We start from the raw sequence: 12471 nt of genomic DNA on the forward strand, positions 1-12471 counted from the left end.
CGCACCCGGAAGCGTCCACGATGGACACAGCCCACCCCCCGGAGAGCCCGATGTCCAGCAGCCTGGAGCGCTACACCGACCGCTTCGAGCAGTACGCGGACCGCCACCCCCGCGTCATCGACGTGGCGCTGGCCGGGGCGCTGATGGGCGCCGCGACCCTCGGCAGCCTGCTCACCCTGCCCGGCTACGAACCACCGGACCACCACGATGCGGGGACCGTCCTGATGGGCGTGTCCTGCCTGGCCCTGCTGCAGTACCGCAAGTGGCCGCGCACCACCGTCGTCGTGATCGCGGTCTGTACGGTGATCGCGATCAAGCTGGGGTACCTGGTCACCCCCCTGCTGCTGGCCCCCGTCATGGCGGCGCTCTACTGGCTGGCCGTCCTCAGCGACCGGAAGACCACGCGCGTCTACGGGTTCACCGTCATGGCGGCGCTGACGGCCGGCACGGGGGTGTCCGGTGCGATGGACACGTTCCCGCTGCTGCTCAGAACGATCGGGCCCGTCTTCTGGCTGCTGCTGCCGATCGTCGCCGGCAACATGACCCGGCTGCGGCGCGCCTATCTGAAGGCGGTGCAGGCCCGCGCCGAGCACGCCGAGCGCACCCGGGAGGAGGAGGCGCGGCTGCGTGTCGCCGAGGAGCGCATGCGCATCGCCCGCGAGCTGCACGACGTCGTCGCCCATCACCTGGCCCTGGCGAACGCCCAGGCCGGCACCGCGGCCCATCTCGCGCTCACCGACCCGCGGCAGACGAAGAAGATCCTCACCGACATGACCGGGACCACGTCGGCCGCGCTGCGCGAGCTGAAGGCGACGCTGGGGCTGATGCGCCAGAGCGACGGTCCCGGTGCCTCGTCGCTGGAGCCGTCCCCCGGTCTCGACCGCCTGCCCGACCTGGTGGCGGCGTGCGCGTCCGCGGGCGTCGCGGTCGTGGTGACCACGGAGGGGGAACCGCGGCCGCTCTCGCCCGGGGTGGACCTGACGGCGTTCCGGATCGTGCAGGAGGCGCTGACCAACGTGGCCAAGCACGCGGCGGCGGAGACCGCGCATGTGCGGCTCGCCTACGTCAGCTCGCGGCTGCTGATCACGGTCACCAACGACGGCCCCGCGGCGGGCGCCGCCGCGGGCGCCTCCGCCGTCGAGCAGGGCCGGGGCCAGGTACAGGGGCAGGCGCAGGAGCAGGGCTTCGGAGTCATGGGCATGCGCGAACGTGCCCAGTCCATGGGCGGGGAACTGCGGGCCGGCCCCCGCCCGGAAGGCGGCTTCGAGGTCGCCACGGCACTGCCCCTCCAACCGTTCTCCGCCGACTCTCCCAAGTCCCCCGGCTCACCCGCCTCACCCGGCTCCCCCGGATCACCTGACTCCCCCGTCTCCAGGGACCCTTCCGACTTCCCCCACCCCCCGAACCACCCCCCGAACCACTCGGACCCGGCAGAAGGAGAAACGCCATGAGCACCAGGGTGCTGCTCGCCGACGACCAGGCCCTGCTGCGGGCCACCTTCCGGATCCTGATCGACTCCTGCGACGACATGACGGTGGTCGGGGAGGCCTCCGACGGCGGGGAGGCGCTGGACCTGACCCGCGCCCACCACCCCGACATCGTCCTCATGGACATCCGTATGCCGGGTGTGGACGGCCTCGCCGCGACCACCGCCATCTGCGCCGACCCGGAGCTGTCCGCCACCCGCGTCCTCATCCTGACCACCTTCGAGACCGAGGACTACGTGGCGCAGGCGCTGCGCGCGGGTGCCAGCGGCTTTCTGGGCAAGGACGTCACGGCGGACACCCTGCTGGACGGCCTGAGAACCGTGGCCTCGGGCGACGCCCTGCTGTCACCCGGCGCCACCCGCACCCTCATCACACGCTTCCTCACGTCCCCCGCGCCGGGAAGTCACCTGGCACCCCCGGAACGCCTGGCCGAACTCACGGTGCGCGAACGCGAGGTGATGGCCCTGGCGGCGGAGGGCAAGTCCAACCTGGAGATCGCCGAGGACCTCACGGTGAGCCCGCTGACCGTGCGTACGCACATCCACCGCGCCATGACGAAACTGGGCGCCCGGGACCGCGCCCAGCTGGTCGTGATCGCCTACCAGACGGGCCTGGTGCAGGCGGGGCCGCCCGGTTCGTGAGGGCATGCTCCGGGCTCGCCGCGGCCCGGGGCCCGAGTCGGCCGGGGCGTACGGACCGCGGCGAGTCCGTGAGCTGCCGCGCGGTGCTCAGCTCCCGGTGAGGGAGATGGCCAGGTCCGTGATGTTCAGGGGGAACTGGCCGATGGCCGTCGGCTCACCGGTGAGGACGTTGACGCCGTACAGCGACGGCGTGGAGGCGCCGTACGGGGTGAGCGAGGCGAAGGCGTCGTTCGAGACCGTCTTGCCGTTGCTCAGGGTGCTGTAGATGTCCAGGCCCGCGTCGATGCCCGTGTCGAAGCCGAGGAGGCCGGTCGGGACGAGGTTGCCCTCGTTCGGGGGCGACTGGATGACGACCTGGTCGTTGAGCGTGTCGACGTCGAACAGGGTCGTTCCGGTGGATCCGACCAGGTCGTTGTTCGTGTAGCCGGCGGCGGTCACGCCCAGGGTCGCCGTGCTGGACGGCGGGTAGTTGAGCATGGTGTCCGCGACCGTGGTGTGGTCGTTCAGGTTGTGGCGCAGGTTCTGGCCGTTGTTGCTGATCACCCGCAGCCGGTCGGCCGCCGGGTTGAAGTCGATGTCGAAGACCGTGCCGTAGAGCGCGATCTGGAGCTGGGAGACCTTGGTGACGATCACGTCGCCGGTGCCCGTCGGCGTCTTGATCGTGTAGAGGCCGCCCTTGTCGCCCAGGCCGTACATGAGGCCGTTCTGCACCCGGAAGTCGATCGCGAGCAGCTTGGTGTCGCCGGAGAGTCCGGTGACGAGCCTGACCCAGTCCAGCACCTGCGGCCTGTCGGTGGTGAACGTGGCCATCAGGGTGCCGTCACCGGTGATCCCGAAGGCCCGCAGGCTGGGAGTGGCGGCGGGGGCGGCGGAGCTGGTGCCGGGCGCGCTCACCGTGAGCGCGGTCGCCGCGGACACGACTGCTGCCGCCGCCGCGATTCTCTTCCTGAATCCTGATCTCAATGTCTTCCTCCCGTTCGAAAGAATTCCGGTTGTCGGTGAGCACAGCGGAACAGGGCGTCGAGGACGCCCGTCGCGCGACGATGAGATGGCCGGCCCGACGCTTCGGGTCTCTTCGTGGGGCGGGTCCGAAGCGGTTTCCGGGAACGAGCGACAGCCTGTCCACTCCAGGAGGGCGGCTGCGCGGTCTCCATTAAGCCGAGAGCGCCGGGGCCCCACAAGCCGATGGAGGCACAAGAAGGCCCGGATCACGGAAGTTTGCGCACGGTGACAAATACGCCGTCGACATGTCCTTCACCGATTCACCCGGAGTGATAGGTCCCCGTCCGGTTTTCGTCTGTCGGAGCCTTCGGCCGGGCTGACATGCTCGCGCCCATGGGGAGCCTCTTCGCCGAGCTGGCCCGGCGGGCGTCGGCCAACGCACGCCGCGAGGTCGAGACATACGTACGGCAGATCCCGGAACTCGGATCGCTGGACGTGAACTCCCGGGCCAGGGCCGAAACGCTGGAGTACGCGGTGTGGTTCAGGCACCGCACCGTCGAACTGGCGCCGGACAACGGCAGGTTGACCGACGACGACCTCGCGTACATCGCCTCCATGGGCGAGGCGCGGGCCGGCGCGGGAATGTCACTGGATTCGCGGCAGCGCGTGCTGCGCGTCCACACCGGGCTCATGCTGCGCGAGATCGACGAGGCGACCGAGGCCCAGCGCGGCGGCGACGTCGAGGAAATCATGCGGATCATGGGCTGGTTCGCCCCCCAGGGCGAGCGCGGCATCGGCGCCTACCGCCAGGGCTTCGTCGCGGCGATGGGCCGCCGTCTCCCGTACGTCGACCAAGTCGGCCTGCTGGCCCGCTCGTTGCTGGCCGAGGACCCGATAGCGGCGGAGCTCGCACCGGTCACGGGCCTGGAACTGGCCGAGTACTACGCGGTGACGGTGGTCCGGGTGCCCGACTGCCCTGCCGGTGACCACGTCCTGGAGAGCGGCATCGAGTCACTGGTGAGGACCCATCAGGTGCCGGTCACCTGGTGGCCGGAGCGCGGTGGCAGGGGCGGTGAGCTGATCGTCCTGGTTCCCGGTGGCGCCGGGGGTGCGGAACCGTCCGCCGTCCCCGATCTCTTGCCCGACCTCACCAGGGCTCTGGGCCGCCTCTGCGCCGTGGGCACCACCGGTGCCGCCGCGCTGTCCGAACTCGCCGGCGCCCTCGACCGGGCCCGGCGGATCGCGGCGGCGGCACCCCTGCGGCGTACCTCCGGACGGCTGCGGCCGCACACCTTGGCGGACGTGTTCGTCGAACTCACCGTCGCGGACGTGCCGTTCGTCGACGACTGGCTCCGGACGGTGGCCCTGTGCCTGGCCCCGGGACCGGATCTGCTCCGTACGCTCGACGCGTACTACCGCCACGACCTGAACCGCGGCTCCACGGCGCTGGCCCTCAACGTCCATCCGCGCACCCTGGACTACCGGCTGCGCCGGGTGCGGGAGCTGGCGGGCATCGACCCGGGTTCCGCACGCGGTGTACGCATCCTCAGCGCGGTCGTCACCCGGAGCCTGTCGGGAGCGTGGCGCTGAGAGACGGGACACGCCGGTCAGCGGGTGACCTCGAAGTCGGCGGCGCGGGGCACGAACACCGTGTCGCCGTCCTTGGCCGTGGCCAGTGCCGAGACCCGCCAGGTGCCCTGCTCCAGCTCGGCGGCCTCCTTCTTCGTGACCCGCAGCGTGTAGGTGCAGCGGGCCGCCTCGTCCGAGGTGCTCCGGCACTCGGCGTCGTCCACGGACCGCAGCTCCTTCTCGGTGGGGTCGAGCTTCGAGCTCGCGGGCCAGGCGACGACCTTGAGTCCCCGGACGCCCGAGTCGTCGCTCACGTCCGCGGTGAAGGTCAGCGAACCCGCGTCCTCACCGGACGGAGCCGCATAACGGGCCGAGGTGTTCTCGACGGTCAGCTCGGCGGGCGTGGAGGCCATGGCGAACCCGCCCGCGGCGACTCCACCGACGACGGCGACACCGATGAGCGACGAGACGACAATGCGCTTGGACATGGGACATCCCCTTGAATTCGACTGGAAAGTGAGTGGCCGGAAAGCGAGTGTGTGGTCGCTTTCTCGATGTGTTCGAAGCTAGGGCCCGGGGCATGGCGCGGTCGTCGAGCTGCCGGATGAGTGCCGTCTTGAACCAGAGGTAGAGAGAGCGAGATCTGCAACCAAGGTAAGAGACGGGAATCCCTCTCCAGCCGGAGTCGGGCCGCTCACCAGCGGACATAGCCTGGATCCGCGATGAGAATCCCCATGAACCGAACCGACGACCGGCTGCTTCCGGTCCTGCTGATCTGTGCCCAGGCCGTGGTCTGGCCCGGCACGGCACTGCTGCGCGGGACCACCCCGGCCGCGTCCGCCCTGCTCGTGGCGGCCCTGGTCGCCGGATCGGTGACGGCCGCGCTCGCGCTGCGCCGTACCCGCCCGGTGGCCGCTCTCGTGCTGGTCGCCGTCGCCTGCGCGCTGGGTGCCGGGCCGCTGCCCACCGGGGCCATGGCGGTACTGGGGACCGCGGGCGTCGGGCTGGCCCTGTTCACCGTGGCGGCCGAACGCGACACCTTCACCGCCGTGCTGTGCACCGTGGCGCTCGCCGCCTGGCAGCTGCTGCAGAGCATCAGCCTGCACGGGCTCAGCGACCGCGACGGACTCGACCTCGTCCTGACCGCCCTGCTGTACGTCGCCACGTGCGGCGCCGGCCGCCTCGTACGGCGGAACCGGCACGCCCGGCGAGCGGCCGAGCAGCGGCTGAAGCGCGCCGAGTCCGAGCGCCACCGGCTGCCCGCGGTCGAACGGCGCCGGATGGAAAGGGAGCTGCACGACGTCAGCGCTCACCATCTGACGGCCGTGGTGGTAACGGCGGGGGCGGCCCTCGGACTGCGTGAGCGCCGGCCCGAACTGGCGCAGGAGGCACTGCGGTTCGCGGCCGACACCGGCCGCGAGGTGACCCGGGCGCTCGGCGCGGTGCGGGCACCGGCGCCCTCGCGCGAGGAGCAGCCGCCGCCGGAGGAACGGCTGCGCAGCCTGGTCGACGGGTTCCGCCACCTCGACCAGCCGGTGGACGCCGAGATCGGCCCCCTGCCGGAGGGGGCGGTCGCGGACGCGGCCTTCGGCATCGTTCGCGAGGCCCTGACCAATGTGGCCCGGCACGCCCCCGGCGCGCGTACGACGGTGCGGTGCCGGTACGGCGACACGCGTACGGACGTCGTGATCACCAGCGCGGCGCCGCCCGCCGGTGCGGCGACGCACGGTGCGGGCCTGGGCGGGGGACGCGGCCAGGGCTTCCTGCGGTCCCGGGCGCGGGAGGCGGGCGGCACCCTGAGCAGTGGTCCGACGGCGGAGGGCTGGGAGGTGCGCGCGGTCCTGCCGGGCCGGACCGCAGGCCCGGCGGATCGGTCCGCTCCACGGAGTTACCGGGTGGCGCAGGTGACGGCCGCCGCCGGGCTCGTCCTGCAACCCCTGCTTCCGATCCTGGTCGTCCGGTCCGAGACCGCGTCGAGCGGGGGCCAGGTGTCCGCGGGCCTGCTCTTCGCGCTGCTGGCCGGGGCCCAGGCGGTCGCGCTGCTGTGGCTGCGCCGGGCGCCCCGCACCGCGCTGGGCGCGCTGCTCGGGCTGGCCCTGCTCTGGCCGGTGGCGATGACCGCGGGGGAGTACACCGGGCCGGTGCTGCTGCCTCCGGCGCTGAGCATGGTGGCGACGGGGGTGGCGTTGGTGGCTGGGCGCACCCGCGCCCCTGAGGGGCGCGTCGTGGCCGGGCTCGCCTGGCCGGTGGTGCCGGCCGTGGTGGTGCATGCCGTTGCCGGTACCGTCGCCGTGCTTGAGCGGGGGACCGGGCAGGCCGGCTGGGTGGTCGGTCTGGGGGTGACCGCCGGGGTCGGGGCGGTGGTCGGTACGGCCCGGTGGGTCGGGGTGCTGCGTGGACGGCGGGCCGAGGACGCCCGGGGCGCGCAGGACGAACGTCTCGCCGCCTGGACCGGAGAGGCCGTCCGGGACGCGTGGGCCGAGCGGCGCAGGATCGCCGCCGGGCTGGAGACCACCGTGCTGGCGCGCACCGCCGACATGGTCACCGAGGCGGAGGCCGGCCGGCTCGACGCGACCGCCGAACGCGCCCGCGAGGCCCTGGCCACCATGCGCGCCCTCCTCGACACGGTCCGGGACGGCGAGAGCGGGACCGGGCCCGAACTGCGCCCGCAGCCCACCCTCCAGGCCCTCGACCTGCTCGCCCACCAGTGCCGGGCCACCGGCCGCGACGTCGAGATCAGGCTCACCGACCGCGTGCCCGAGCGGCTGCCCACCGCGGTGGACCTGGCCGCCTACCACGCCGCCGAGACGGTGCTCGCGGCCGGCGGCGAGGAGCCCGCGCTGCTTGAGCTCGACGCGTCCGACGGTACGTTGACGCTCACGGCCACCGGGGTTCCGCGCGCCGCCCGCCCCGCCGTACGGGAGCTGCTGGCGGCGCGCGCCGCCGTACTCGGCGGCACCCTGGACACCGGCCGGCCGGGCACGGTCGGCCTCCGACTGCCCCTCGCGCCGACGCCGCGGCAGGACGACAAGCACGACAAGACAGACGACAAGACGCACGGCAAGACGGACGACAAGAAGAAGGAGCGGGAGCTATGAGCCTCAAGGTGCTGGTCGTCGACGACCAGGGCATCGTGCGGGCGGGGTTCGCCGCCGTGATCGACGCGGAGGAGGACATGACCGTGGTCGGTGAGGCCGCCGACGGCGCCGCCGCGGTACGTCTCGCCGCGGAACTGGTCCCCGACGTGGTCGTCATGGACGTGCGGATGCCCGTGCTCGACGGCATCGCCGCCACCCGGATCATCACCGGACGCCAGGAGACGGTCCGGGTCCTGGTGCTGACCACCTTCGACCTCGACGCGTACATCTTCGACGCGCTGCGCGCCGGAGCCTCCGGCTTCCTGCTCAAGGACGTGCACGCCGCCGAACTGCTCCAGGGCATCCGGGTGGTCGCCACCGGTGAGAGCGTGCTCGCCCCGTCCGCGACGCGCCGGCTCATCGGCCACTACGCGTCGGGAGCGGGCGCCGGGATGCGGGCCGGGAACGGTCCGAACGAGCTGGACGGCCTGACCGGCAGCCAGCGGAACGTCCTGGCGCTGGTCGCGTCCGGACTCAACAACGCGGAGATCGCCGGCCAGCTCGGCATCACTGTCGGCACCGTCAAGTCCCATGTGAACGCGCTGCTGCGCAAACTCGGCCTGCGCGACCGCGTACAGGCCACGATCCTCGCGTACGACCTCGGCCTCGCCCGGCCGAACCCGCCCGGCACCCCCGTCTCCGACATCAACCTCTGAGGAGCACATCCCATGACCGATACGACCGACATGACCGGCACGACCTCCGACCCCGACCCCGGTTCGGGTTCGGGTTCCGGTTCCAGCAGGTCCTCCCCGCGTCGGCTGGGCCGGCGGCTGGGGCACCTGCTCGGTGACGTCTTCGCCCTCTCCTACCTGGCGGTCTGCGCCGCCCTGCTCGTGTGGGCGATCGTGGTGACCGCCGGTGACAGCTCGGACGAGTCCATGGCGGGCGTGATCCCGGTGTTCGCCACCGCCCCGGCCAGCCTCGTACCGTTCCTGATGCTGCCGGGCGGCGTCGTGCTGTTCGTCGCCTCCGTGGTGTTCGGGGCGCTGCTCAACGCCCTGGTCATCGGCTGGTGCTCGCGCGCGCTGCGCCGCGGCCTCGGGCGGGGCCCGGCGTCCTGAATCTCCCCCGAAGGTCTGCTCGAAGGTCTGGACCGATACCGCTCCGTCCCCCATCATGATGACGCTGTCATGACAACGTCGTCAGTGGTCCCTGCTTCTCAGTTCTCGGGTTGGTGGATGGTGACTGTGCGCGGTTCCTTCGGCAGGGTGACCCTGACGGCCGTACTCCTCCTGGTGCCCCTGGCTCCCGTCCCGGCGGTCGCCGCCTCGGCCCGTGCGCAGGCCACGGCCCAGGTGAGCGACCTCCCGTCGGCGGCCGCCGAGACCGCGGCGGACTGGACGCCGCCGCTGAGCACCCGGGGCCGCTGGATCGTCGACGCGGACGGCGACCGTTTCAAGCTGCGGTCCGGCAACTGGCACGGCGCGAGCGGCACCTGGAACGGCTCCGGCAGTACGGACGACGACGCCAACCACCACGCGGGGGAGAACTCGGGCCGGATACCGCTGGGTCTCGACCGGGCTCCCGTGGCCGAGATCATCGCCGGTTTCCAGGAGATCGGGATCAACAGCATCCGGTTGCCCTTCTCCAACGAGATGGTCCACGACGACCGCCCCGTCACCGACGACGCCGTCGCCGCCAACCCCGCCCTGCGCGGCAGGACCCCGCTCCAGGTGTACGACGCGGTGGTCGGCGAACTCACCGCGGCGGGCCTCGCGGTCATCCTCAACAACCACACCAACACGACCCGTTGGTGCTGCGGGGTCGACGGCAACGAGCGCTGGAACGCGAGCCAGTCAGTCCAGACCTGGGAGGACGACTGGCTCCTGATGGCCCGCCGCTACAAGGACAACAAGCGGGTCGTCGGCGCCGACCTCTACAACGAGGTACGCCGCAACATCTGGGACGACCCCAACTGGGGCCTCGGGGACGACCACGACTGGTTCGCCGCCTCCCAGCGGGTGGGCGACCGCATCCTGACCGAGGCCAACGCCGATCTCCTGATCGTCGTCGAGGGCATCAACTGGACCGGCATCCCCGTCGACGGCTTCGCCCACGGGCGCCCCACCCTGGAGCCCGTACGCAACCTCTCGCACACCCTCGTCGACTCGGGCAAGCTCGTGTACTCCGCCCACTTCTACGACTACACGGGCCCCAACCACAGCGGCGCCACGGGCACGGGCGAGACCACCGACCCCCGCTACCGCGACTTCAGCCCCGCCGAACTGATCGACGTGCTGAACCGCCAGGCCTTCTTCGTCACCGCCGAGCAGGACCAGCACTTCACCGCGCCGGTCTGGATCAGCGAGTTCGGCGTCGGCGGCCGGCAGGAGACGAACGCCAAGGCGCGCGCCTGGTTCGAGAACTTCGTCGACCATCTGATCAGGACCGACGCCGACTTCGCGTACTGGCCGCTCGTCGGCTGGCACGAGAACCGCGGGGGCAACGGCTGGGCCCTGCTGCACTGGGACTCGGCGGGCGGCCGCATGGGTGTGTACGACGGTGACGACTGGCGGGCCGCGGCGTGGTCCCGGCTGGTGGGGGCCGCTGGCCGCACCGGTCATGTCGACCCCGTGACCGAGTGGTCGATGCTCAGCCCCGACCACGGTGACTTCGTCCAGTCCCGGCGGATGCGGGCGCTGCCCGACTGGGACTCCGGGGCGCGCAAGGCGGCCTGCCCCGACGGGGAGCGGCTGCTGGGCCTGAGCCACACGGGCAACCGGGGCCTGTGCTCCGACGCGGTCGCGGGGCCGTTGCGGGACCCGGCCGGCGGGCACGAGGTTGTCAAGGACGAGCGGTACGTGAAGGCGGGCGGCGACTGGGCCTCCGGGTACACCAAACTCCAGTGCCCCGACGGGCGGTTCCTCTCCGGCTACAGCGTCCGGGGCGCCGCGGTCTCGGGTGCCCTGTGCGCGGCGGCCCCGTCCGGCGCGCTCACCGGCACGAGTGGCCGTACGGTCTGGTTCGACCGGGGTGACAACAGGGGTTCGGCGCCCAAGGGCGGCGACTTCGCGAACGGCCACTACAAGGGGCAGTGCGCGGACGACGAGTACGCGGCGGGCATCGCGTACACCGGCCGCATCGGATCGTCCCGCACCCCGGACGCGCTGTACTGCCGAAAACTCACCTGACCCGCCCCCCATCGCGGACGCCCCGCGCAGTCCCCCGCGCCCCTAAAGATTGCGCAGTTCCCCGCGCCCCTAAGGGGGGCGCGGGGAACTGCGCGATCAGCCCCCGCCGGGCCGCACCCGGGGTCAGACCTTGGTGCCCACCCCCACCCCCGCCCCGCTCCCCTTCGCCGCCGCCGCCTCGGCGAGCCGCGCCGACCGCGTCCTCGTCCCGAACGCGGCCAGCGTCACCGCCCCCAGCAGCCACGTACCGGCGATGAAGTAGAAGACGCTCCGGTACCCGTGCCCGGTGTACAGCGCCGCCACGATCAACGGCCCCGCCGCGTTGGACAACCGCCCCAGCCCGTAGGACACACTCGTGCCCAACGACCGGCTCCGCGTGTCGAACAGCTCCGGCGAATACGCGTACGCCAACGCCGTGTACCCACGCTCGAAGAGGTTCACCAGGAAGCCGAACACGATGATGAGCACCGGGTTGAAGGTGAGCCCGTACAGCAGCCCGCACACCGCGATCACCGTACCGAAGGCCACCAGACACCACTTGCGCTCGAACCGGTCGGTGACCAGCGAAGCCAGATAGCAGCCGAGCGGCGCGCCGACCGTCGTCAGCGCCACGTAGAAGACGGACTTCTCGACGCTGAAGCCCTCCTTCGCGAGCAGGGTCGGCGCCCAGCTGGAGTAGCCGAAGAACCCGATGGTCTGCGTCATCCACAGCACGGACAGGAGCAGCGTCGGCAGCAGGTACTTCTTCTGCAGCAGCAGCCGCAGCGGAGCCTTCGCCGACGGCGTCTCGGCGATCGGCGGCGCGGGCTCGGGCAGCGGCCCCTTCTCCGCCGCGACACTCGCCTCGATCTCCGTCAGGATCGCGTCCGCCGCGGCATGCTCCCCGCGGCTCTCCAGCCAGCGCGGCGACTCCTTGAGCCGGCCGGCGAAGAAGACGAGCAGGATGCCCAGCGAGCCCCAGAGGTAGACCAGCCGCCACGACCAGTCGTTGAGCGGGACGACCACACTGGCGATGAGGTTGGTGACGGGCGTGCCGCAGATGCCGATGGCGATGGCGTACGCCTGGTACTTGCCGCGGGTCGCCGACGGGTACATCTCGTTGACGTAGACGACGCCCACGACGGTCATCGCGGACAGACCCGCCGAGGTCAGGACCCGGAACACACCGAGCGAGACCAGGTCCCAGGAGAACACCGCGGCGAACGAGGAGACGCCGAAGAAGAGCGTCGTCCACAGCAGCGCCCGTTTGCGGCCCCACCGGTCGGCTATGGACCCGGCGACGATCGCCCCGATGAACATGCCGACGAACGAGAGCGAGGTGACGTAGGCGACCTGGTCGACCGTCAGGCCCCACAGCTTGATCAGTTTCGGCGCGGTGGTCGCGAAGCTGTTGATGTCCGCGAACTCGAAGAAGTACGCGAAGGCGACGGCGAGCAGGGTGACTTTGTGGAACCGGGAGATCGGCAGCCGGTCCAGCCGGTTCAGCGCGTTGGCTTGTTGTCGTTGTTGCTGCATGGGAGCGGCCCTTGTCGAAGTCGGGGAGAACTGAGGGGAGTTGGGG

At 71.7% G+C, this 12471-nt stretch carries 10 protein-coding genes; 7 read left to right on the forward strand and 3 right to left on the reverse strand.

Annotated features, from left to right (window positions below):
* The first annotated feature begins 50 nt into the window (after positions 1–50).
* Positions 51–1451: a sensor histidine kinase gene (locus tag ACLVWQ_RS16880; RefSeq protein WP_414109562.1), complete on the forward strand. Its 1401-nt coding sequence runs from the start codon at positions 51–53 to the stop codon at positions 1449–1451.
* Positions 1448–2128 carry a response regulator transcription factor gene (locus tag ACLVWQ_RS16885; protein ID WP_414109564.1) on the forward strand — a complete coding sequence of 227 codons (681 nt, stop codon included), beginning with the start codon at positions 1448–1450 and terminating at the stop codon, positions 2126–2128. Before ACLVWQ_RS16880 ends, ACLVWQ_RS16885 begins: the two co-directional genes overlap by 4 nt.
* Positions 2129–2215: 87 nt before the next feature.
* On the opposite strand, the gene ACLVWQ_RS16890 is transcribed toward ACLVWQ_RS16885, so the two are convergent.
* Positions 2216–3046, reverse strand: a complete 831-nt coding sequence (locus ACLVWQ_RS16890; RefSeq protein WP_414109566.1) for a DUF4394 domain-containing protein — start codon at positions 3044–3046, stop codon at positions 2216–2218.
* Positions 3047–3463: 417 nt separating this feature from the next.
* Here ACLVWQ_RS16890 and ACLVWQ_RS16895 point away from each other — a divergent pair, with 417 nt between their 5' ends.
* Entirely contained in the window at positions 3464–4660 is a 1197-nt protein-coding gene (locus ACLVWQ_RS16895) for a PucR family transcriptional regulator (protein ID WP_414109568.1), read from the forward strand.
* A 17-nt stretch (positions 4661–4677) separates the two neighbouring features.
* Here the strand turns inward: ACLVWQ_RS16895 and ACLVWQ_RS16900 are convergent, their stop codons facing one another.
* Positions 4678–5127, reverse strand: coding sequence for a DUF5707 domain-containing protein (locus tag ACLVWQ_RS16900; protein WP_414109570.1), 450 nt, complete (start codon positions 5125–5127; stop codon positions 4678–4680).
* A gap of 246 nt (positions 5128–5373) precedes the next feature.
* On the opposite strand from ACLVWQ_RS16900, the gene ACLVWQ_RS16905 reads away from it, so the two are divergent.
* The 4 genes from ACLVWQ_RS16905 to ACLVWQ_RS16920 all read left to right on the forward strand — a co-directional run bounded on the left by ACLVWQ_RS16905 (position 5374) and on the right by ACLVWQ_RS16920 (position 10910).
* On the forward strand, positions 5374–7737 hold the full coding sequence (locus ACLVWQ_RS16905) for a histidine kinase (RefSeq protein WP_414109572.1): 2364 nt from the start codon (positions 5374–5376) through the stop codon (positions 7735–7737).
* Positions 7734–8432 carry a response regulator gene (locus tag ACLVWQ_RS16910; protein WP_414109573.1) on the forward strand — a complete coding sequence of 233 codons (699 nt, stop codon included), beginning with the start codon at positions 7734–7736 and terminating at the stop codon, positions 8430–8432. Before ACLVWQ_RS16905 ends, ACLVWQ_RS16910 begins: the two co-directional genes overlap by 4 nt.
* Positions 8433–8444: 12 nt before the next feature.
* Positions 8445–8840 (forward strand): SCO4225 family membrane protein, encoded by a 396-nt coding sequence (locus ACLVWQ_RS16915; RefSeq protein WP_414109574.1) that lies wholly within the window; start codon positions 8445–8447, stop codon positions 8838–8840.
* 117 nt (positions 8841–8957) lie between these two features.
* Positions 8958–10910 carry a glycoside hydrolase family 5 protein gene (locus ACLVWQ_RS16920; protein ID WP_414109576.1) on the forward strand — a complete coding sequence of 651 codons (1953 nt, stop codon included), beginning with the start codon at positions 8958–8960 and terminating at the stop codon, positions 10908–10910.
* Positions 10911–11033: 123 nt separating this feature from the next.
* On the opposite strand, the gene ACLVWQ_RS16925 is transcribed toward ACLVWQ_RS16920, so the two are convergent.
* A complete protein-coding gene (locus ACLVWQ_RS16925; RefSeq protein WP_414109577.1) occupies positions 11034–12425 on the reverse strand; it encodes an MFS transporter in 1392 nt (463 codons plus the stop codon).
* Between the last annotated feature and the right edge of the window lie 46 nt (positions 12426–12471).

It is taken from the genome of Streptomyces sp. CWNU-52B (assembly GCF_047444975.1).
In the GTDB taxonomy this organism is placed as follows: Bacteria; Actinomycetota; Actinomycetes; order Streptomycetales; family Streptomycetaceae; genus Streptomyces.